This window comes from Dictyoglomus sp. LHC4 (assembly GCF_055181355.1).
Map to the genome: position 1 here is coordinate 917,147 of NZ_CM143707.1, position 22,488 is coordinate 939,634.

Consider the following 22,488-nt stretch of genomic DNA (forward strand, 5'->3'; position numbering starts at 1 on the left):
TTAAATGGTTAAATTGGATGATCATCCTTTGGTTCAACATAAACTTACAAAATTAAGAGATAAAAATACACAGCCCAAAGAATTTAGAGAATTACTTTCAGAGATATCAAGCCTTATGTTATATGAAGTTACAAGAGATTTACCATTAAAAGAAGTGGAGGTGGAAACTCCTCTCGGTAAAGCAAGGGGAAAAGTTTTAAACAATAAAGACTTGGCGATAGTGCCCATATTGAGAGCTGGTCTTGTGATGGCTGAGGGTATGTTACAAATTCTTCCTTCAGCTAAGGTTGGTCATATAGGACTTTATAGAGATCCAAATACCCTTCAACCAGTCCAATATTATACTAAGCTACCAGAAGACATAAATGAAAGAGAAGTAGTTGTGGTTGATCCGATGCTTGCTACTGGTGGATCAGCAATTGCAGCCATATCCATTTTGAAATCAAAGCAGGTTAAAAACATTAAATTTGTTTGTATAATAGCTGCTCCTGAAGGTATTAAGGCTTTTAAAGAAATTCACCCAGATGTGGAAATTTATACTGCTGCTGTAGATGAGTATCTAAATGATCACGGATATATAGTGCCGGGGCTTGGAGATGCAGGAGACAGACTTTTTGGAACCAAATAACATTACTTTAAATAAAGTTGGAATGAGAGATAAGTTTATTATTGAAGGCAGACATAAGCTTAAAGGTGAAATAGATATATGGGGAAGTAAAAATGCTTCTCTGCCTATTATGGCTGCCTCTCTTTTAAACTCCGGAGATCTTATTTTGGATAATGTTCCACCTGTAAAAGATAACTTAACAATGGCTGAAATACTAAGATATTTAGGATTAAGCGTAGAGTTTTTAGAAGGAGATAAGGTACATATTAAAGGAGAGCCAAAGGGATATAGAGCTCCTTATGAATTAGTTTCTCGAATGAGAGCTTCTTTTGAATTGATGGGACCTCTACTTGCTTACTTTGGAGAAGCAGAGATTCCTTATCCAGGTGGGTGTAGAATTGGTTTAAGACCGGTGGATCTTCACATAAAAGGCTTTGAAAGTTTAGGAGCAGAGATAACTGTAGATAAAGGTTTTGTTTGTGCAAGAGCAAAAAAGGGGTTAAAAGGAGCCAAAATTCATCTTGATAAACCAAGTGTAGGAGCTACAAGAAATATTATGATGGCTGCTGTTTTAGCTCAAGGAGAAACTATAATAGAGAATGCAGCTTGTGAACCTGAAGTTGTAGACCTTGGAAATTTTTTAAAAAGCATGGGAGCGGAAATTGAAGGCTTAGGCACTTCCACCATATATATAAAAGGTAAGAAAGAATTAAAGCCCATTGATTATTATAAAATTATTCCTGATAGGATAGCAGCAGGGACCTTTATAATAGCAGGAATAATGATAGGAAAAGATTTAGTAATAAAGAATATAGAACCAGAACATCTCCAAAGTTTATTTATTAAGCTTAAAGAGGCTGGTGTAAATTCTTTGCAAATAAGGGATAGAGAGGTAAGGGTTAAAGGTGAAAAGGTTTGGAAAGGGATAGAGGTAACTACTATGCCTTATCCTGGTTTTCCTACAGATCTTCAACCTCAAATGATGGTATTTTTAAGCCTTGCTCAGGGTACAAGTTTGATAGTTGAGACTGTTTTTGAAAATAGATTTTTACATGTAGGAGAATTGTTGAGATTAGGTGCTAAAATAAGTATAGATGGAAGAACAGCTTTGATACAGGGAGTTGAAAAATTGAAAGGAGCACCTGTAGAGGCTACAGATCTAAGAGCGGGTGCTGCTTTAGTGCTTGCAGGTTTAGTGGCAGAAGGAGTTACAGAGGTATTAGATGTGGATGAACATATAGATAGAGGATATGTGGCTTTAGAAGAAAAACTTTCTGCATTAGGAGCAAATATTAAGAGAGTGAGTTATGAAGAAGGTAAAAAAGTTTCTGATCTTAGTCTTTAGTGTAGTTTTTATATTAATAGGAATTATGTACCTAACATCACCATTATGGGTAAGGTATGTTGTAGTTTATGTATTGAATAGAAGTTTTGGAGAATCTTTTAGGGTAGAAGATGTAAGGTATATTTTTCCAGATAAGATACAGATTGCAAAATTAGAGCTTGGAAATTTTGCATCATTTACCAATGTAAGCCTTTCAGTGGGAGATGCTATAAAGCTTTCTCCTATTACTTTAGAACTTATAAAACCCAAAATAATAATCATACATGATGAAAAAGGGGAATGGAAGTTTCCTGAAATTCCTGGTATTGGAAAATCTGGAACATCTTCTCAAAATATCAATATTGAAATTAAGGGAAAAATAAAAGATGGAATTTTTGTAATCAGGGATTTGAAGCTTAAGAAAGACATAGAGATAAATAAGGTAAATGGAGATTTATCTTATAAAAATCAAGTCATAAATTATAATGTAGCTACAATCTTAGTTGATGGACAAAACATAAAAGCCTATGGATATTATAATTTTTCCAAATTATCAGGAGATTTAACTTTTGAGTTTGAAAATACTAATGCTACAATATGGGCTCCTATATTTCTACCTGATATGTTTAAGGTTGAAAAGGGAACTTTTTCAGGATGGTTTAATACAAAAGGGGAAAAAGATAAATGGAGTTATAGTGGAGAAATAGATACAAAAGAGGTAAAAGGAAGCATATCTGGTTTTCCAGGAATAATAGAGAATGTATGTATGAAGGTAAAAATAAATAATGAAAATATATCAGTTGTAAAAGGAAATGGGGTCTGGTTTGAAGCTTCTGTAAATTTCAGTGGGAAAGTAGCACCAGATCCTGATATCCAAATATCTTTTAAGGACCTTAATGGAGAGAAAATAGATAAAGAGTTTCTTAATAGTTCCCTCAAATTTAAGGGAAAGGGAGAAGGAAATTTAATTATTAAAAATTTATGGGATAAACCCTGGATTTCAGGAGAGGTGTATATTAAAGATGGAACTATTTATGATATCAAATTTGATAATATTGCCTTAAATCTGGATGCTAAGATACCTGGGCTTTTAGTCTCATTTACTGGTGATTTGGAAATTGGTAAGGCTTCAGGAAATATGAATTATGATCTTGAAAAGAATTCTGGCAAGTTTTACTTAAGTGGTGAAAACATAAGATTTGAAAAGATATCCAAGTTATTTAACCTATCAGATATAGAAGGAAAAGGTTCTTTAGTTGTGAAAGGGAATAAAGAGGCTAGTAAAGGATGGAAGGTTTTTGTGGATGGAGTAATAGAGAATGGAAAAATAGGAGATTATTCTGCTGAAAAAATCATCTTTTCTTTGGAAAATGAGGAAGGAAGTTTAAATTTCGATTTATTGAGAAATTCGGTTTTTTTTTTAAAAAGCTAAAGTTAGAGTTTTTTAGTATATCTGCAGGGATATATATTAAAAAAGGAGTATTAAATATAAACAAAACTACTACAGAAGATTTTAATATTAATGGTAAATTACTTACTGACGATTTTGGATATGTTTGGATAAGTGGTAAATATGATCCTAAGAATCTTTTAGGATACATTTCTCTTCTTTCATCAAATATTGAAATATTGAAAATTAAATCCTCAATTCATCAATTATCCAACTTGGATATTAATGGAGATCTGTTGTTAAGGGTTAAGATCTCAGGTAACATTTTAAAGAATCCTTATTTTGATATATCTCTCTATGGAAAAGATCTTATTATCAAGAACTTTCCATTGAGAAGAGTCAGTATAAATCTAAAGGGTCATGATTTAAAGAATCTAAGCCTGTCTTTAAGTGGAAAATATAATAATAGTTTATTTTTAGGAAAGGGAAAGTTAAATATTTTGAATATGAATGGGGAAGTAGAAGGAAGACTATCTTTTAGAGAGGAGATTAGTTTTAATAGTTTATTTTATTTTAAAGGAGATTTTTCTTCTTGGAAGTTGAAATTTTATACAGAAATAGGAAGTCTAAAATATAAAGATTTTGAAATTAAGGTTTCTAATTTTGATTTGAATTTAGATAGTAGTGGAAGTATTGCTGGTTATTTTTCGAGTGTGGATAAAGATCGCTTTTTGAGTGCCAAAATAGAAGGAGATTTTAACAATTGGAAGATTTCATTTTGGGGCAAAAACATTGATTTTTTGGGTGGGAAGGTTAAAAAATTGAAATTAACTATGGATAATAAGTTTTCAGGAGAATTTTGTTCAGAGCTTGATAATATAGGTAGTTTGGAATGTAATTTTGTTCTTTTTTTAGAAAAAGGAAATATATTACTTGAAAATCTTTTAATTAATAAAAATAAACTTGGATATATACATGGGAGCTTTAGGGATAACAAATTTAATATAGATGGGCAAATTCTTGAGGGAGCGATAAAAGGTTATTATGATATTTCAGGTGATGGGAACATAGATTTTAATAATATTAAGTTGTTGGATTTTGAGCTTTCAGGAAATGTATTAATAAAAGAAAATAAGGTATTTTTTAAAATTCCTAAATTAGATTTTTACGGCATTAATATAGAAGATATAAAAGCAACATTAGATCTTTCAAATTCTAAAGAAATAAAAGATATTAGCTTTATTGGACCATATTCTCTAGAAGGAATTGGAAAGTTTTCTTTTGATAGTGGAAATCTAAAAGGAGAGATTTTTATATATAGAGAGAGAAATGAATTTGTTAAGCTTAGTGTAGAGATTGAAAAGGATAATATGAAATTAAATGGGGATATTCTTGGAGGAAGGTTAGCTGGTAATGTGAATTTGAAAGAAAAAGAGGTTAAAATTCTCTGTGAGAATTTAGATCTTTCTTCTCTTAATGATTATTTAGGGAAAATTGATCAATTAGAAATAGATTTTGCTAATGGAGGAATTAATTTCTCTGGGGTTTCTAAGACTTTTAGTATTCGAAATATAAACTTAAATAATGTTGTATTTAAAGGAACTTACAAAGATCTCTTGAAATACCAGATTGTTTTTGATTATTCATCAGTTAATTTAAAAATTGATGGAGCATTTGATTTCAAAGAAAATAATGATTTTAATCTTTATATTAATTCTAAGATTTCTCTCTTAAATTCATCTTTTATTGGAAAAGTCAACAAGGATCTTGATTCTATTAATCTCAAAATAGATAAGCATAACGTTTTTCAACTAAAAGATCTCATCGCTAATATTTCTTTAAAAAAAGGAGAAGTATTTTTGGGGGTTTATTTAGAAGAGGCTGGGAAAATTGAAGGTAACATAGATTTTTCTGGAAATGGATTTTGGTCTTTTGAAAATATTAATCTTAGTTTTTTGAAAAATATGAATATAGATTTTGTAGGTGGAATATTATCTGGTGATATGGAGATGAAGAATTTTCAAGTGAATAATGTAAAATTAAATACCATGGATGTGGTTATCTCTGGATTTATGCCATTTGATATATCCATGAATATCTATAACATCCAGAATAGATATTTACTGAGAGGAACGATCTCAAGATTGTCAAAAGATAATGGCGAAATTAAAGGAGAATTTTCTTTGAATGATTTTACATTTAACATATCATTACCCGATATTTTCTTTGTTAATTCATTATTACCGAAAGGAATTTTAAAAAGCGGAGATATAACTAAGGGAGAATTAAGGGTCAGTATAAAGGGTAATAAGGATCTTCAAAGTATTGAAGGTGATATTAAATGGAAAGAGCCGATTGTGGTTAGCTATATAGAAAAAAAATTCAAGTATGCAAGTTTTGATATGATTGCAAAAAATGGTGAGGTTATATTAAATAATTTAAATTTAGGTGGGGACAATAATAATCTTATTTTAAAAGGTAAAGTTTATCCAAATATAATGATAAAATTTGATTTTTCAGAAATTTGTTTTTGCATACCTGATATGGCAAAGGGTTATTTGTCTGGGGATTTAATGTTTTATCAGAAAAAAGATAGATATGTTCTTAGTGGAAATTGCTCAGTTTTTAATACCCATATTAAATATCCGCAGTTAAATACACAGACTCCTAATATTTCTCTTCCATTATATTTTGATCTTAAAATATCCTTTAAAGATAATGTTATGTTTTATGAAAATGAGTTTTTATATCTGTCGATTAATGGGGATCTTACAGTAAGAGGTAATAGTGCAAAGCCAATATTAGATGGAAAGTTATCCTTTAATAGTGGAAATATTAATGTTTTAGGTAATTCTTTTATTGTGAATAATGGATATATTAAGTTTCCTGGCTTAAGTTTTGAAGAGAATATTTGGGAAATTTCTGCCAGTACTATCATACAGGGATATATCATATATTTGAAAGGTTATAGTTTTATGGGAAATAATTCTTTTGTATTTTCTTCAGATCCACCTCTTACCTTTAGAGAAATTTTATTTCTCCTTGTAGGACAAAAAAATCTTCCTATAGCACAGTTAGAAACCTGGACTCTTTCAAGTATTATAGAGAGCATTCCTATAGGAGTAGAAGGAGTTATAAGCTCTGCTTTTGGAAATTTTATTTTAAATCCTATTGTTTCAGAGATATCTAATATTTTTAGCCTTGATAGTTTAAAAGTAGATTATGAAATACAAGGTTTATTGCCGATATGGAAAAACTTAACTCTTGAAAAGAGAATTTGGGATAGATTATATTTCACATTAAATTATTCTTTAGGGGGAGATAGGATGTGGAGTGGTGAATTTAGCTATAAATTAAGTAATGATTTGAAATTTAAGCTTTATACTTCTCAGGGAAAACAATTCAATTTTAATATGGAATATTCTACAAGGTTTTAAGAAGGGAAGGTGAATTAGCCTTGAAAAAGATAGTATTTTTATCCTTATTCTTCTTTTTAATATTTTCCTCTGTATTAGTATTCGCCCAGACAGAATATAAAGTAATAGATGTTATAGTAAAGGGTAATACAAAAATAAGCACCCAAGAGATATTAAAAATAGCAGGAATAGGAAAGAATATATATGTATCTGATGATAAACTGAATGCGATAAAAGAAAAATTGGAGGATTCTTCTTATTTCATTTCTGTTGTATTGAATAAGATCTTCCAGAAGGATGGAATTATTCTTGAAATAAATGTGGTTGAATCACCCTTTCTTATATTTGTGAATGGAATAAGATTTCAAGGCTTACAGAAACTAACTTTAAAGGACATTCAAGATTCAGTTATTCTTCCTTATGTAGGATGGACTACTGATCTGCTTATCTGGGAACAGAGAAGAAAATTCATGTCTACAGGTTATTTTTCTGATATTAATATTACCCAAGAAAAAATAGATTATGGAGTGATTTTGACATTTTATTTTAAAGAAAATCCGGTTTTAGATAGCATTCAAATAAACGGAATAAATAGAATATCTAAGGAGAGAGTATTGGAATTGTTAGGGTTAAAAGAAGGTATACTTATATCGGAAGAGGCAGTTTTAGAGAAGAAAGAAGTGTTAATGTATAGTAATTTATTTTCTGAAGTAGATTTTAAAATTGAAAAAAAGGATAATAAGTTATCTCTTAGTATAAATCTAAAAGAGAATCCGTTATTATCTAAAATCTCGATTTCTGGTCTAAATAAATTAGAGATGAAAGATTTAATGCAAGTAATAGGATTCAAGGGAGATATAAAAGGAAATTCTATATTTTTAGATACAGAGGTTTATCTGTCCCAAGGGCTTTTAGACAATCTAAGATCTAAATTAGAGGATACAGGATATTTTAAAGAAATAGCTTTTAAAACCATTAATCTTAGAAACAATACTGCTGGATTAGATATTAACTTAAAAGAAAATCCCTGGATAGTTTTGAGCGATGTAAAGGGTTTAAAAAATGTGTCCAAGGATAAGTTTTTTAATATAATCAAAAAAACTTCAAAGGATTTCTTATCTGAGAAATATATTGAAGAAAGAAAAAATCTCTTATTAAATTCTGGTTATTTTTCATCTGTAGATATAAAATATGTGGTGTCACCTAATAATATGGCTTATGTGACTTTTATAGTAAAGGAAAATCCTATCTTAGAGAATATTAGTTATAAAGGACTTTCCAAAGTTGCAGAATCCGAGGTTGACAAGTACAGAATCATAGATAAGGGGGACTTTATTACGCAAGATAAAATTGATGAACAAGTTTCTAAATTTAAAGAATTAGGTTATTTTGAAGATGTAGATGTAGAGTCCATAACCAATGAAGATAAGATATCTCTTACTTTTATTTTTAAGGAAAATCCTATAGTTACAAAGATAAGTTTTGTAGGATTAACTGGAGTAGCAATTGATTACTTAAAGACTATCTTGTTAACAAAAGAAGATAGACCTTTTAATTCTGATTTTGTAAAAAAGGATATAATTAACATTCAAAATTTCCTCCAACAAAAAGGGTATGTTTTTACAACTCTTCAATCCTTCTCTTTTACTGAAGATGGTGAATTGATATTTACCTTTAAGGAGTATAAAGTAGAAGACATTGGAGTAGAAATTGTTCCTGCTACAGAAACTTCGGTATTAGGATTTTTAGCTGTACTAAGAGGACCGACAGATAAGAATGTGATTAAGAGGGAAATTTTATTAAAGGTTGGAGAACCTGTTAATTGGGAAAAGATAAAAAGGGATCTTCAAAATATATATAATGTGGGAATATTTGAAGATGTATCTGTTAAGTTCGAACAAGGAAGTTCGGAGGAAATGGTAAAGGTTATTTATGTTGCAAAAGAAAAACTTTCCGGATCTTTTAATTTTGGTGGTGGATATGCGACGGATGTAGGTATATATGGTTTTGTGGAGTATAAAGAAGGCAATTTATTTGGGAAAGCTAAAAGTTTAAGTTTACAATTATCATTAACAGGTTTAGGAAAGATCAATTATCAGTTAAGTTTCAGTGATCCTTGGTTTTTAGGAGGAAGAAATTCCTTTCAATTGGATATTTATAATAAAAAAACAACTATTACAAGTTCAACAATATCTACCATTGAAAAGACTGGGGGTGCTTTTTCATTCTCCTATCCTTTGGGTAGACTTTGGAGCCTTTCTTTTGGTTTTAAATATGAAGAGATTAATTATTTGGATAACTCTAGTCCTAAGAGTAGTGTAGGGAGTTTTAAGATAGGATTAATAAGAGATTCTAGAGATTTTTATTTAAATCCTACACAAGGAAATAGACAATATGTAAACTTAGAATTTGCTGGCGGTGGAGGTGATGCTAACTTTATCAAATATGTAGGGGATTTTCAGTGGCATATACCTCTCACTAATAGAGAGTCCACCTTAACTATTATAGAGCAGAAAAATAGACAAGTTTTATCATTTAGATTAGGATTAGGATATGGGGAGGGTAATATACCAACTACTGAACTCTTTACCTTAGGTGGCTCAAGTTCTATCAGAGGATTTTATGATAATGAATTTAAAGGAGATACGTTTGCTCTTTTTAATATCCAATATAGAATTCCTCTCGGGAATGGAATTTATGGAGTTTTCTTTTTAGATACAGGAAGTACATGGTATTCGAAAGATATTTCCTCTTTATCTGATATTAAACTTTATACTGGCGTAGGACTTGGTTTAAGGTATGAAACTATAATTATTCCAATGAGATTTGATTTTGGATATAATTTTGGTAATGATCCAATGGATCCTAATACTAAGTGGAGAATTCATTTTAGCTTTGGAGATATATTTTAATGAATGGAGGGATCTCTTTGAAAAGGATAATAATATTTTCTTTATTTCTTTTATTTACTTTAAAACTTACTTTTGCTGATGAAAATTATTTTATTCAGGGAATATCTGTGATAGGTTTGAGAAATGTTTCTTACGATGCGGTTCAGAATATGTTAAATATTAAAGTGTTAAATACTTATAATGGAAAATATATAGAAGGTCAACTAAATAAGTTAAAAGAAAGTGGTTATTTTAAATCTGTCTCTTATAAGCTTGAAAAATTAGATGGTGGTTATGATCTGATCATAAAGGTGGAAGAATTTCCTGTTATTGCTGAAATAATATTTCCAGATATAAAGCTTATAACAATTAATGCTATTCAGAAAGTCATTTATAGTGGCAAAGGTAAATTTTTTATTGAGGATAAAGTTAAAGAGGATTGCAAAAAGATTGAGGATCTTTATAGAAAGAAGGGTTTTGTTTTAGAAATTTCTCCTCAATATATTTTTAAGGATGGAATTCTTACATTTATCTGGAAAGAGGCTCCTATTATAGGTAGTATTGAAATAATAAGCAGTAATCAATGGGAAAAGAAGATTATTGAGGAGAAATTGAATCTTTCAATAGGAGATCCCCTTGATCTAAAGAAAATAGATGAACTTAATCAGAAACTTTTGAAAAAGAATATAAGGATAAAAATAATACCAGAATGGGCTTTTGAAGGAGGTTATACAATTTTATATCTTAATTTTGAATATCTATCACCAAGAATAGTTTCTTTGATTTATGAAAAAAATGAGAGAGTAAATTTAGGTTTTAGTTACTATTTGAGTAATTATGGCAATTTAGAGTTAAATATTTCTAACGATATGCGAGGATCTTTTGACTACCTTATTTCTTGGCAACGGGAATTTTTAAAAGTTTATTTTGGAGATAATTATTGGGGATTGAGTATTAATAAAATTCTTTCCAATAGTAATAATATAATAGGTGAAATTGGTTTTAAAAATAATCTGAATCTTGATGATAAAGTATTGAATTTCGATATAACTCAAGATTCAACTTTAGAAGAGGATGGTGTTTATAAATCTGGAAGCTATTTTAATTTTGGCATAGATTTTCATGGAGGAGGCTCTAATTATAATTATTCTTTAGCCTCATTATCAGGTAAGTATTTTATAAGATACGGAGAGGGTCTTAATGAACGTATATTAGGTTTTATGGGGGATATAAGATATCCTTTTGGAGACTCACCAGAGGATGGATCTTTGTATTTAAAGATTACTTATGCATTTCCCTTAAATAAAGGGATATATTTAACTCTATCTGTTGGAGGTGATAGCTGTTTTAATCCAAGAGATTTAGTGTCTGCAAGTGATATTAGAATTAATCCATTTTTTGGTATGGAGTTTTCAGTTTCTCAAAAATCATTATTCTATGCCTTTGGATTAGAGAGTGATCTTGTATCTTTGAGAAATTTTTATATCAAATCAAAATTAGAATTTTAGGAGGTAAGGAAAATGAAAAAATATGGTCTGTTCATAGTATTTTTACTAATTGTAATTTCATTCATCTTTGTTGGTGTTAAAATTGTTGGAGCACAGACTCAGACTTCTTTAAAAATAGCATATATTGATGAAGATAAACTTTTAAGAAGTTATCCTCCTTTTATGAATGCCTATAATAAATATCAACAAGAATATCAAGATAGGCTTAATAAGCTTAATGAAGCTCAGAAGGCTGGAAAATCTCAAGATGAAATAAAAAAACTATCAGCCCAATATGATGCAGAACTTCAACCTTATAAACAAGCAGTAGAAAAAGTATTAGATAGCTTAAAAAAGACTCTTGATAAAATATTCTCTGATCTTGCTAAAAAAGAGAGATACATAGCGGTACTTACGAAGAATGTACAAGGACAGGAGATTGTAATTTGGGGCGGAGTAGATATTACAGATAAAGTTATAAATATTCTATCTTCTGGTAAATAGACATGAACAAAAGGCTATTGAAGATAATTTTATCTGTATACATTATATTTGTTTTATCTTTCTCTACTATTTCTTCTCAACAGAGTATTAATATAGGATATATAGATTATTCAAAGGTATTTCTTGAATTCAGATATACTAAGAGTGTTCAAACTGTAATACAGAAAAGACAGTCTGAAATTGATAAATTGGTGGCAGATGCCAAGAAAAGTGGAAAAACTGATAAGGAGATTAATGAATTAAGAGCTAAAGAAGAGAAAAAATTAGGAGAATATGTAGAGAAAGCAAGACAAGATATAAAAAATAAAATTTTAAAAGAAGTTGAAAATATAGCAAAGATCAAGAAGCTTTCTGTAATTATCGAAAAGAAGATAAGAATATGGGGTGGGATTGATATTACTGATGAGGTTTTAAAAAATTTGAATAAATAAAGGGTGAATAAAGATGCATCTTAGTGAAATAGCAAAGATAATTAATGGAGAGTTAGTCGGGGAAGATGTATATATAGAAAAGATCTCTGAATGGGACAATGCAGGAGATAAAGATCTTATATTTGTATTTGATTTGGATGATATAGAAGTAGCTGAAAAAACAGGCGCAAAAGCAATGGTGATTCCATATGGTGGGTCTTCTTCTAAGCCACATATAAGGGTTGAGAATCCTAAACTTGCAATGGCAAAATTATTAAAGTATTTTGATTGGCGAGTATATCCTAAAGATATTCATCCTACAGTTATTATGGGCAAAGGGACTCAATTAGGAGAGGATGTGGGAATAGCACCATATACTGTTATAGGAGATAATGTAAAGATTGGCAAAGGATCAAAGATATTTTCGGGAGTAGTAATAGGAAATAATGTGGAAATAGGTGAGAATTGTATCATATATCCAAGAGTAACTATTTATGATCATTGCTATATTGGAGATAGAGTTATAATTCATGCAGGATGTAGTATTGGGATAGATGGTTTTGGATATATATGGAATGGAGAAGAGCATTACAAAATCCCTCATATTGGTAAGGTGGTTATAGAGGATGGAGTAGAAATAGGAGGAAACACAGTTATTGAAAGAGCCACTTTGGGAGAAACACGCATATGTAAAGGTACTAAAATAGGATCATTGATAATTATAGGACATAATGTAAGAATAGGAGAGAATTGCATTATAGTAAGTCAGAGTGGTATAGCTGGAAGTAGTAAATTAGGAAATAATGTAATCATGGCAGGTCAAAGCGGTGTTTCTGATCATGTTAAAGTAGGCAATAACGTAACCATCCTTGCTAAGAGTGGTGTGATTAAAGACATACCTGATAACATGATAGTTTCTGGATTTCCTGCCAGACCTCATAAGGAAGAGATAAGGGTACAAGCTATTATGAGAAGACTTCCTGAGATTTGGGAAGAAATAAAGAAGTTGAGGGATAAACTTGGATAGACAAAGAACCATAAAAGAATCTGTCAAGGTAGAAGGTAAAGGTCTACATACTGGTTGTTATACTAAAATGTATTTACATTCAGCCCCAGAAAATACAGGTGTTTTGTTTATTAAGAATAAAGTAAAAATTCCAGCCAATTATAAGTTTGTAGTAGAAACTTCACGAAGAGTTGTTTTAGAAAAAGATGGTGAGAAGATTTCTACGGTTGAACATTTTTTGTCTTCATTATATTACCTTGGAATTTCTAACTTATATGTGGAAGTTGATGGAGACGAAGTGCCAATTTTAGATGGCAGTGCTTTTTATTGGGTAGAAATTCTTGAGGATTTAGTAAAAGATCAGGATGATTTAATAAATGAATTGACGATTGAGAAACCATATTCTTTTAGGGTTAAAAATGCTGAAATTCTCTTTTTTCCTTCAAGCAGATTTCAAGTACTTTGTACTATCTCTTTTCCTAGTTCTTTTTTAAGATGGCAAACATTTTATTTAAAAGATCTTAAAGATTATAAAACTGAAATTGCTCCAGCGAGAACTTTCGGGTTTTATTATGAGGTAGAAGATCTTATTAAAAAAGGACTCGTAAGTGGTGCTGATCTTAACAATGCACTTCTTGTGGGAGAAGGTGGATATGTTAATGAACCTCGCTTCAAAGATGAGCCAGTAAGGCATAAAATTCTTGATTTAATAGGAGATATGTCTCTTTCAGGTAAAAGATTAAAATTAAAAGTTATATCTATTGGATCAGGACACTTGCTACATATGAAAGCTATTTCATGTCTACTTAGGGGGTGATGATGTGAATAATATTGATATTACTAAAATTCTTCCTCATCGTTTCCCTTTTCTTCTTGTTGATAAAGTATTAGATTTTAAAGAAGGGGAATGGTTAAAAGCAATAAAAAATGTTACGTATAATGACTATTTTTTTGTAGGACATTTTCCTGAAAGACCTATTATGCCGGGAGTATTAATAATTGAAGCTATGGCACAGTCTGCAGGTATATTTTTATTTCTAAGCTATGGAAAAGATAAAAGTGATAAAGAATATATAGCTTATTTAGCAGGGGTGAATAACGTTAAATTTAGAAAACCAGTAATTCCGGGAGATCAAATAGTTTTAGAAGTAAAACTAAAGCAAACAGTAAGGAATATATATAAGTTTGATGCAATTTGTAAAGTAGATGATAATATTGTGGCTGACGGAGAAATTACTATTGCATTAGGAGGAAAAGAATGAAGGATGTATCAATACATCCTACTGCTATAGTCAGTGATAAGGCTGAAATAGGCATAAATGTAGAGATTGGTCCTTTTACTGTAATTGAGGATGGGGTAAAAATTGGAGATTATACAAAAATTGAAAACAATGTTCATATTAAAAGAGGAACCATTATAGGTAGTGGTTGTCATATACATACAGGAAGTGTTTTAGGGGATATTCCTCAAGATTTGAGTTTCAAAGGAGAAGAAAGTTTTCTTATAATAGGAAATAATGTAACAATAAGAGAATATTGTGTTTTTCATAGGGCATCTGGTGATGGTAATGCTACAATCATAGGTGATAATTGTTATTTAATGGCATATGTTCATGTGGCTCACAATGTTAAAATTGGAAGAGGTGTAATAATAGCCAATGCTACACAACTTGCTGGATATGTGGAAATTGGAGACAAGGTATTTATAAGTGGTCTTGTAGGGATACATCAGTTCGTAAGGATAGGTAGTTATGCAATGGTTGGAGCATCATCTAAGTTGGTTAAAGATATTCCTCCTTTTTCTTTATGTGATGGTAATCCTGCTCTAATATATGGTATTAATGTGGTAGGTCTAAGAAGAAATGGTTTTTCGAGTGATAGGATAAGAATAATTAGAAAACTCTTACATATATTATATGATAAAGATTTATCTTTTGAGAAAAGATTAGGGGCAATATCTAAGATAGAATATGAAGAGGCTAAAATGTTGGTTGATTTTGTTAAAGGCTCGAAAAGAGGAATTGCTGATGCATCTTGGAGGAATGAAGAATGAAAATATTCTTTTCAGCGTTAGAAGTTTCTGCTGATTTACATGGATCAAAGCTTATAAATGCGCTAAAACAAAAACAAAAAAATATATATTTTTTTGGTCTTGGTGGAGAAAGAATGAAGGAAGAAGGCTTAGATGTAAGATGGGATCTGACAAGATATAGTACTGTTGGTTTTATTGAGCCTCTTCCTTATATTCCAAAGTTATTAAAAATTCAACAAAAAGCTAAATATTTATTAAGAGAAACAAAGCCTGATCTTGCTATATTTATTGATGCTCAAGGTTTTAACCTCCCATTAGCAAAATATGCGAAAAGTTTAGGTATAATAACTGTATATTATTTCGCTCCACAATATTGGCTTTGGGGGAAGAAAGAAGAAGCTAAAGAAGTTCTCTCAAATTTGGATTGGATAATTGCTACTTTTCCTCAAGAGTATTCTTTATATAAATTATTTGGAGATAATGTGGTTTTTTTTGGACATCCTCTTATAGATTATCTTTCAGTTTATTCAAATATAGATAAAAAAAATGATCTCATAGGACTTTTCCCAGGAAGTAGAGTACAGGAAATTAAGAAACTTACTCCTATTTTTTTAGAGATAGCTGAGAAATTGCCAGGATATAAATTTGTTATTCCTTTAGCAAGTCAAAATTTTTCTGATTTATTATATTCTATCATTGAAGAGAAGGAGAATTTAGTGAAAGTTGTGTCAGGAAATGAAAGCCAAAAGATCTTAAGGGCATCTGTTATAAGCCTTGTGGCCTCTGGTACAGTAACTTTAGAGGCTGCCATTCTCAAGACACCTGTTTTTGTGTTTTATAAGATCTCTCCATTGACTTATTTTATTGCTAAAAGACTTGTTCATTATCCTTATATTGCTTTGCCAAATATTATTTTAGAAAAATGTATATTTCCTGAATATGTGCAGTATATAGATATAAACAAGGTTGTCAAGGATATAGAGGACTTTTTGAGAGATAGCGATAGAAGAGGAAAAATGTTAAAAGATCTTGATAGAATCTCTGAAATACTTGGAAAACCTGGTGTTTTAGATAAAATTTCTGATTTTATATTAAATATTTTATGAAAATTTATTTTATAGCTAATGGGCCTGGAGAAATAGCAGGCTGGCTCTATCCATTGGTACAGTGGATAAGAGAGTATGAGCCTTTTTGGAGTAAAAATTTGTCATATTATTTAATATTAAATCCTTGTCAATTCGCGTCAGGAGAAGAGGAAAGAGTTGTGAGGACATGGGAATTTTTTGAAGATATAATCTTACCAAATGAATATTGGAAGCTTTTTAAAGTTAAAGAAAATAACACAATAATCTTCCATATAGGAGGAGATTTATTTTTTAATTTGGCTCTTGCTAAAAGATGGAAAAGTAAATCTTTAGCATACTTGGAGAAAGATTTTTATTGGGAAAGATTTTATAATAGGATCTATGCATCTGAAGTATTGAAATATAAAAAGGCAGTAGTAGTTGGAGATTTAAGATTTGATTTTCTTCCCAATAATGGGTTTTCTAACAATAATAGAATTGCTTTATTTCCGGGGAGTAGGACTTATGGATTGAGATTTTATTTGCCATTTTATTTCATGTTAGCAAGAGAAATTTTAAAAGATTTTTCAGATCTTAACTTCACACTATTTTTCTCTCCCTTTTTAAATCCATCAGAAAGAGAAAAAATATTAGAGAAACTGCAACCTCTTTGGAAAGATTTACCTATGGAGTTTAGAGATCTAAAGGATATGAGAGAGGTGAATGGTTATTTCCTTGCTATTACACTTCCTGGTACCAATACTTTGCAACTTGCATATATGAAGATTCCTATGTTAGTAATATTGCCTCTTCATAGACCAGAATATCTTCCTCTTGAAGGGATTGGTAATTTGTTTAAGGGAATAATACGAGATTTTATTATAAAAGCCTACTTAAATAGAAATCCATATTTAGCCTTGCCCAATAAGCTATATCCTGGAATACTACCTGAAGTAGTAGGTAAATTTTTGTTTAAGGATATGTTAGAATTTTTGAGAAGATTAATTGTTGAAAGGGAGATAATTTTAAATATACATAATGAGTTAAGAGAAAAATTTAATAAGAATTATCTATCGTCCGAGTTGATCTGGAAGGATTTTTATCATGAAGTACTTGAAAAGGCTATTTGAATTTTTGAAACCATATACAGTTTATCTTATAATAGGTTTTTTCTGTATTATAGTTGGTAATGGTGCTCAATTATATGCACCAAAATTCTTAGGAGAACTTTTGGATCAGCTTTCTCATATTAAAGATTTAAATGTTTTAAATAGATTAGCCTTTATAATTATTCTTCTTCTTTTTACAAGAAGTATTTTTTTGTATGGTCAGATTTATATTTTTTCTTTTATTGGTCATAGATTAGTGGCAGATTTAAGAGAAAAATTATTCGAGAAGATTCAATATCTCTCTTTGGATTATTTAAATAGATGGGGAAGTAGTGATCTTATAGCTCGTACTCTTCAAGATACTCAATTGATACAAACTTCTTTTTTATCAGGCATAGCAGATCTTTTTTATGCTATAGTCCTTTTATCAGGGGTACTTATTATAATATTCATCACAGATTGGCAACTTGCTCTTGCAACTCTTATTGTTATTCCTCTTTTTGTTTTTTCTATATCTGGTATAGGTAGGGAAATACAAAAATGGTCCATGTCTGTACAAAAAAAAGTAGCGGATTTAACAAAACTTATACAGGAGAGTATAAAAGGAGCAAGAATAGTAAGAGGCTTTTCTCAAGAAGAAAAAGAAATTGAAAGATTTAAGAAAGAAAACGAGAAAAACTTTTTTAAAAACTTGAAAATTGCAAGACTTACAGCATTGCAAATTCCTCTTGCAAGCTTTTTAAGTGCTTTAGCTCTTGTTTTTATCCTTTGGTTAGGTACAAGAAAGATAGCAAGAGGAGAGATAACAATGGGATCCTTTGTGGCCTTTCTTACTTATGTGGGTATGGCTTTGGATCCTACTCAAACTATTCTTAGAGTGTTTTCAGGACTTAGACAAACCTATGCAGCTTTAGAAAGAATTTATGAGATTTTGGATAAAGGTAAAGAAGTAGAAGAAGTTAAAAATCCAATAATTCTACCTCCAATAAAAGGTTTTGTAGAATTTAAAAATGTATATTTTACATATGATGGAAAGATTTGGGTTTTAAAGAATATAAATCTTAAGGTTAATCCTGGAGAAAAAATTGCTATTGTAGGAAGTAGTGGTGCAGGAAAAAGTTCTCTGGTAAATATTATTCCAAGGTTTATAGATCCCACTCAAGGAGAAGTAAGAATTGATGGGTATAATATAAAAGAAGTGAGTTTAAAATCTTTAAGATCTCAAATAGGTTTCGTTCCACAAGAGACTATTATTTTTTATGGTACAGTAAAAGATAATATAAGTTATGGAAACCCAAATGTAACTTTAGATGAAATTGTAGAGGCTGCTAAAATTGCAAGGGCTCATGATTTTATTATGAATCTACCAAACGGATACGATACTGTAATTGGAGAAGGTGGGATAGGTATTTCGGGAGGACAGGCACAAAGAATTGCTATTGCAAGAGTTGTTCTTTTAAAGCCAAGATTAATAATTCTTGATGAGGCTACCTCAGCATTGGATTCAGAATCAGAAGCCTATGTACAGGAAGCTTTAAAAGATCTTATGGAGGGAAAAACTGCTTTTATTGTAGCTCATCGTTTATCTACTATAAGAAAAGCTGATAGAATAATTGTGTTAGAAAATGGAGAAATAGTAGAAGAGGGTACTCACGAAGATCTATTGAAGAAGAGTGGAATTTATGCAAGAATTATAAAATGGCAACTTGAGGAGAGTAATATAGGAGATGAATAAGGTAAAGATAGGAGTTGTTGGAGTAGGATATTTAGGGCAACATCATGTAAGAATTTTCAGCGAGATTCCTAAAGTAGAAATTGTAGGAATTGCAGATTTGAATTTACAAAGAGCAAAGGAAATTGCTTCTATTTATAATATACCTTTTGTAACTTCTGATTATAGAGATTTACTTGATAGGGTTGATGCTGTTTGTATTGTTACTCCTACTAATACTCATTTTCAGATAGCAAAAGACTTTTTGCTTAGGGGTATTCATACTTTTATAGAGAAGCCTGTAACTCAGACTTTAAAAGAAGCAGAAACTCTTTTAGAGATTGCTGGTGGGAAAGATCTTATTTTACAGGTAGGGCATATAGAAAGATTTAATCCTGCTGTTCAAGAATTAAAAAGATATATAAATGATCCTTTTTACATGGAGATAAAAAGATCTGGTCCTTTTGATGGTAGGGTAACCGATGTGGGGGTTGTAATGGATCTTATGATTCACGATTTAGATATACTTTTTTATGTATTAGGTAAGGGTAGAAAAATATTAGACATAAAAGGATATGGTTATTCTTTTTATACTTCCTATGAGGATTTTGCAAATGTAGAACTTGTTTTTGAGGGAAATCTTCTCGTAAATCTGATTGCCAGTAGGGTAACCCCTAGAAAGATTAGAAAATTAGATATTTATGAGAAGAATGGAGATTTGATAAGCATAGATTATATGGAACAAAGCATATCTATAATTCATGGAAGTAGAAAACAAGTTGAAACATCCGTAGAGACTCCGGTTTTAGATAAAGAGGAACCTTTGAGATTAGAGCTTGAACATTTTGTGAATTGTATTCTTGAGGGTTCGGATCCTGAAGTTACCCTTGAGGATGGAAAATTAGCTTTAGCGCTTGCTACTGAAATTTTAAAGGAGCTGAGAGTTTTTGATATTAAGAAAGGTACTTAAAATTTTTTACTTATCTATAATCTTTATTATCTTTTTTATTATTCTATCATTATCTTCTGATGATCTAAAATATTTAAAAACTCAATTTGAACAGCAATTAAAAAAAGATCCTCAAAATTCCAAAATTCTTTTTAATCTTATGGTAGTATATGGAGCTTTAGGAGATTTAGAGAATCTTTATAATACATATAATTTGCTTATTGCTACTGATCCCAACTTTCTTAAAAACCTAAAAAAAGATATAAAGGAAGAAGATAGCAGTATATTTAATCTATATAAATTAGCATTTTTGTATTATTTCTTAGAAGATTATGATAAATCTATCTTTTATTTTGAAAGGTTATATGATTTAAAACCTAACGATGATTGGGTAATAGCTTTTCTTGCATATTTTTACTATTTAAAAGATAATTTAAAGAGGACAAAAGAATTAATAGATAAAGGATTAAAATTAAATAAAGATAATGAGGTTTTTCACGCTCTTTTATGTGCCTTATATTTAAGAGAAAATAGATATTTTTCGGCCCTTAAGGAATACTTTACGATTTTGAGTATTGTTCAAAGAAAAGGATATAAAAACATATTTGGAATTTTAAAAAATTTGAGATAAATTGACATATTGTTAAAATTCTCTTAACATTAAATTATGGCACTTGAGACCATAGGTATATATAAATACTACGGAAAAAGATGTGTAGTTAAAAATGTCTCAATACGTGTAACCCCTGGGAGTGTAGTTGGGCTTTTAGGACCAAATGGGGCAGGAAAAACTACTACTTTTTATACTATAATGGGGGAAGTAACTGCTAATCAGGGTAAGATTTTACTTGATGGCGAGGATATTACACATTTATCTATGCCCCAAAGAGCAAGAAAAGGTATTGGTTATCTTGCCCAAGATCCTACAATATTTAGAAAGCTTACAGTAGAAGACAATATAAAATTGGTATTAGAATTAACAAAGTTAGCCCCAAAAGAGCAAAAGGAGAGATTAGAAGAATTAATAGAAGAATTTCAATTACAGAAAGTTAGGAAAAATTTAGGGTATACACTCTCTGGAGGAGAGAGAAGAAGAGTTGAAATAGCTAGGGTTTTAGCCCTTTCTCCTAAGTATATACTTCTAGATGAACCTTTTGCAGGGGTTGATCCTATTACTGTTCAAAATTTACAAGAAACTATTTCTTACTTAAAGGAAAAGGGGTTGGGTATATTAATTACTGATCATAATGTTAGAGATACATTAGCTATAACAGATTATGCATATATAATATTTTCTGGAGAGGTTCTTATCTCCGGTACTCCAGAAGAAATAGTTAATAGTAATATGGCAAAAAGATTTTTCTTAGGAGAGAGGTTTAATCTTTAATGTCTGGATTTTTTTTAATAATTATATTGATTCTTGCAAGTGGTATGATTGCATATGCAGGAGATTATGTAGGTAGAAAAGCAGGGAAAAAGAAACTTTCTCTCTTTGGACTTAGGCCTAAATATACTTCTCGTATAATCAGTATTTTGACTGGTATCTTAATTATGATTTTCTCTCTTGTTGTGCTTTCTGTTATTTCTGAAAATGTTCGAGTGGCTTTATTGGGGATGGAAAAATTAAAGAGACAAATATATTCTTTAGAAAATTCAATTAAGTCAAAGGAAAAAGAATATACAGAGATTTTAAGGAGGTATGAAGAAGTTAAGAAAGGTAGAGATAAGGCCCTAAAAGATTTAGATGAATATAAAAGGAAAATTCATATTTTGGAAATGGAAAGAGAAAAATTACTTAAAGAACTTAATAAATTATCTATGGATAAAGAGAGATTAAAGAAAGAAAATGAGAGACTTCAAAGGTCTATATACGAAGTCTCTAAAAAAATAGCTACGTTATCTAAGGAAAAGGAATCTTTGGAGAAAGATACAAAATATTTACTTGATGAGTTACAATTTTTGAATTCTACTATAGCCAGTCTACGTACAGAAGGAATTATATTTAAAAGAGGAGAATTGATCCTTAATTATATTATTAGAAGTAAAATAAGTGATGATATGCAAAAAGAAGCTAAAGCTATACTTTCCTTAATTGAAAGTATAGCAAAGGAAAGAGGAGCAGGAAATATGAAAAAAGGATACGTATGGGTACCAGAAGCGGAATGGAATAAACTTTTGGAAGCAATGAAAACTCAAGAGGAAAAATTGGTAAGAGTACATTCTTTGGCAAACATATTTGAAGGTGAACCAGTTATTGTATATTTCCAAATTTTTCCCTATAAATTAGTATATAAGGCAGGAGAGGTAATATTGCTAAAAGTTATTGATGGTAATGAAAGTTTAGATAAAATTGAAGCAAGATTATTAGAGGTTCTATCAGAGGTTAATAAAATAGCTCAACAGAAAGGAATCCTTCCTGATCCTTTATCAAATACTGTTGGTGAAATATCTTTTGATGAATTTTATAATACTGCTTATAAAATTAAAGAAAAGGGCAAAAAGGTTATCCTAAAAGTAATAGTTGAGGAGGATACTTATAACAGCGGTCCTTTAAAAATAAGATTTGAGATATAGGAGGTAGTGATATT

At 30.2% G+C, this 22,488-nt stretch carries 19 protein-coding genes; all 19 read left to right on the forward strand.

Annotation, left to right across the window (positions count from 1 at the left end):
- The first annotated feature begins 4 nt into the window (after positions 1–4).
- Positions 5–628, forward strand: a complete 624-nt coding sequence (gene upp / locus ACY3JO_RS04455) for a uracil phosphoribosyltransferase (RefSeq protein ID WP_463085602.1) — start codon at positions 5–7, stop codon at positions 626–628.
- A gap of 22 nt (positions 629–650) precedes the next feature.
- Positions 651–1,952 (forward strand): UDP-N-acetylglucosamine 1-carboxyvinyltransferase, encoded by a 1,302-nt coding sequence (gene murA / locus ACY3JO_RS04460; protein WP_463085649.1) that lies wholly within the window; start codon positions 651–653, stop codon positions 1,950–1,952.
- On the forward strand, positions 1,915–3,363 hold the full coding sequence (locus ACY3JO_RS04465) for a translocation/assembly module TamB domain-containing protein (RefSeq protein ID WP_463085603.1): 1,449 nt from the start codon (positions 1,915–1,917) through the stop codon (positions 3,361–3,363). Before murA ends, ACY3JO_RS04465 begins: the two co-directional genes overlap by 38 nt.
- A 254-nt stretch (positions 3,364–3,617) precedes the next feature.
- On the forward strand, positions 3,618–6,758 hold the full coding sequence (locus tag ACY3JO_RS04470; protein WP_463085604.1) for a translocation/assembly module TamB domain-containing protein: 3,141 nt from the start codon (positions 3,618–3,620) through the stop codon (positions 6,756–6,758).
- Positions 6,759–6,778: 20 nt separating this feature from the next.
- Positions 6,779–9,649: a BamA/TamA family outer membrane protein gene (locus ACY3JO_RS04475; RefSeq protein WP_463085605.1), complete on the forward strand. Its 2,871-nt coding sequence runs from the start codon at positions 6,779–6,781 to the stop codon at positions 9,647–9,649.
- A gap of 17 nt (positions 9,650–9,666) precedes the next feature.
- The gene (locus ACY3JO_RS04480) at positions 9,667–11,136 is read left to right on the forward strand and encodes a POTRA domain-containing protein (RefSeq protein ID WP_463085606.1); all 1,470 of its coding nucleotides are present in this window, start codon (positions 9,667–9,669) and stop codon (positions 11,134–11,136) included.
- Between the two features lie 12 nt (positions 11,137–11,148).
- The gene (locus ACY3JO_RS04485) at positions 11,149–11,619 is read left to right on the forward strand and encodes an OmpH/Skp family outer membrane protein (protein ID WP_463085607.1); all 471 of its coding nucleotides are present in this window, start codon (positions 11,149–11,151) and stop codon (positions 11,617–11,619) included.
- Positions 11,620–11,636: 17 nt separating this feature from the next.
- Entirely contained in the window at positions 11,637–12,050 is a 414-nt protein-coding gene (locus ACY3JO_RS04490) for an OmpH/Skp family outer membrane protein (protein ID WP_463085608.1), read from the forward strand.
- A 13-nt stretch (positions 12,051–12,063) separates the two neighbouring features.
- The gene (lpxD, locus tag ACY3JO_RS04495) at positions 12,064–13,056 is read left to right on the forward strand and encodes a UDP-3-O-(3-hydroxymyristoyl)glucosamine N-acyltransferase (RefSeq protein ID WP_463085609.1); all 993 of its coding nucleotides are present in this window, start codon (positions 12,064–12,066) and stop codon (positions 13,054–13,056) included.
- The gene (gene lpxC / locus ACY3JO_RS04500) at positions 13,049–13,852 is read left to right on the forward strand and encodes a UDP-3-O-acyl-N-acetylglucosamine deacetylase (protein WP_463085610.1); all 804 of its coding nucleotides are present in this window, start codon (positions 13,049–13,051) and stop codon (positions 13,850–13,852) included. The genes lpxD and lpxC overlap by 8 nt, the downstream gene beginning before the upstream one ends.
- A 4-nt stretch (positions 13,853–13,856) precedes the next feature.
- Positions 13,857–14,297: a 3-hydroxyacyl-ACP dehydratase FabZ gene (gene fabZ, locus ACY3JO_RS04505; protein WP_463085611.1), complete on the forward strand. Its 441-nt coding sequence runs from the start codon at positions 13,857–13,859 to the stop codon at positions 14,295–14,297.
- Positions 14,294–15,088 carry an acyl-ACP--UDP-N-acetylglucosamine O-acyltransferase gene (gene lpxA / locus ACY3JO_RS04510; RefSeq protein ID WP_463085612.1) on the forward strand — a complete coding sequence of 265 codons (795 nt, stop codon included), beginning with the start codon at positions 14,294–14,296 and terminating at the stop codon, positions 15,086–15,088. Before fabZ ends, lpxA begins: the two co-directional genes overlap by 4 nt.
- Positions 15,085–16,173: a lipid-A-disaccharide synthase gene (gene lpxB, locus ACY3JO_RS04515; RefSeq protein WP_463085613.1), complete on the forward strand. Its 1,089-nt coding sequence runs from the start codon at positions 15,085–15,087 to the stop codon at positions 16,171–16,173. Before lpxA ends, lpxB begins: the two co-directional genes overlap by 4 nt.
- Positions 16,170–17,261 carry a glycosyltransferase family protein gene (locus ACY3JO_RS04520; protein ID WP_463085614.1) on the forward strand — a complete coding sequence of 364 codons (1,092 nt, stop codon included), beginning with the start codon at positions 16,170–16,172 and terminating at the stop codon, positions 17,259–17,261. The genes lpxB and ACY3JO_RS04520 overlap by 4 nt, the downstream gene beginning before the upstream one ends.
- Positions 17,236–18,975 carry an ABC transporter ATP-binding protein gene (locus tag ACY3JO_RS04525; RefSeq protein ID WP_463085615.1) on the forward strand — a complete coding sequence of 580 codons (1,740 nt, stop codon included), beginning with the start codon at positions 17,236–17,238 and terminating at the stop codon, positions 18,973–18,975. The genes ACY3JO_RS04520 and ACY3JO_RS04525 overlap by 26 nt, the downstream gene beginning before the upstream one ends.
- A complete protein-coding gene (locus tag ACY3JO_RS04530) occupies positions 18,968–19,921 on the forward strand; it encodes a Gfo/Idh/MocA family oxidoreductase (protein WP_463085616.1) in 954 nt (317 codons plus the stop codon). Before ACY3JO_RS04525 ends, ACY3JO_RS04530 begins: the two co-directional genes overlap by 8 nt.
- Positions 19,899–20,531 carry a tetratricopeptide repeat protein gene (locus ACY3JO_RS04535; RefSeq protein ID WP_463085617.1) on the forward strand — a complete coding sequence of 211 codons (633 nt, stop codon included), beginning with the start codon at positions 19,899–19,901 and terminating at the stop codon, positions 20,529–20,531. Before ACY3JO_RS04530 ends, ACY3JO_RS04535 begins: the two co-directional genes overlap by 23 nt.
- A 36-nt stretch (positions 20,532–20,567) precedes the next feature.
- Complete coding sequence (lptB, locus tag ACY3JO_RS04540) at positions 20,568–21,287, forward strand: LPS export ABC transporter ATP-binding protein (RefSeq protein WP_463085618.1); 720 nt, start codon at positions 20,568–20,570, stop codon at positions 21,285–21,287.
- Positions 21,287–22,474: a DUF3084 domain-containing protein gene (locus ACY3JO_RS04545; protein ID WP_463085619.1), complete on the forward strand. Its 1,188-nt coding sequence runs from the start codon at positions 21,287–21,289 to the stop codon at positions 22,472–22,474. The genes lptB and ACY3JO_RS04545 overlap by 1 nt, the downstream gene beginning before the upstream one ends.
- Positions 22,475–22,488: the final 14 nt, after the last annotated feature.

Excerpts from the sequence above, each read along its gene's own strand:
- lptB (WP_463085618.1), top strand. The coding sequence starts at position 20,568 with ATGGCACTTGAGACCATAGGTATATATAAATACTACGGAAAAAGATGT.
- ACY3JO_RS04525 (WP_463085615.1), top strand. The coding sequence starts at position 17,236 with ATGAAGTACTTGAAAAGGCTATTTGAATTTTTGAAACCATATACAGTT.
- ACY3JO_RS04530 (WP_463085616.1), top strand. The coding sequence starts at position 18,968 with ATGAATAAGGTAAAGATAGGAGTTGTTGGAGTAGGATATTTAGGGCAA.
- murA (WP_463085649.1), top strand. The coding sequence starts at position 651 with ATGAGAGATAAGTTTATTATTGAAGGCAGACATAAGCTTAAAGGTGAA.
- lpxA (WP_463085612.1), top strand. The coding sequence starts at position 14,294 with ATGAAGGATGTATCAATACATCCTACTGCTATAGTCAGTGATAAGGCT.
- ACY3JO_RS04520 (WP_463085614.1), top strand. The coding sequence starts at position 16,170 with ATGAAAATTTATTTTATAGCTAATGGGCCTGGAGAAATAGCAGGCTGG.
- ACY3JO_RS04485 (WP_463085607.1), top strand. The coding sequence starts at position 11,149 with ATGAAAAAATATGGTCTGTTCATAGTATTTTTACTAATTGTAATTTCA.
- ACY3JO_RS04545 (WP_463085619.1), top strand. The coding sequence starts at position 21,287 with ATGTCTGGATTTTTTTTAATAATTATATTGATTCTTGCAAGTGGTATG.
- upp (WP_463085602.1), top strand. The coding sequence starts at position 5 with ATGGTTAAATTGGATGATCATCCTTTGGTTCAACATAAACTTACAAAA.
- ACY3JO_RS04465 (WP_463085603.1), top strand. The coding sequence starts at position 1,915 with ATGAAGAAGGTAAAAAAGTTTCTGATCTTAGTCTTTAGTGTAGTTTTT.
- lpxD (WP_463085609.1), top strand. The coding sequence starts at position 12,064 with ATGCATCTTAGTGAAATAGCAAAGATAATTAATGGAGAGTTAGTCGGG.
- lpxB (WP_463085613.1), top strand. The coding sequence starts at position 15,085 with ATGAAAATATTCTTTTCAGCGTTAGAAGTTTCTGCTGATTTACATGGA.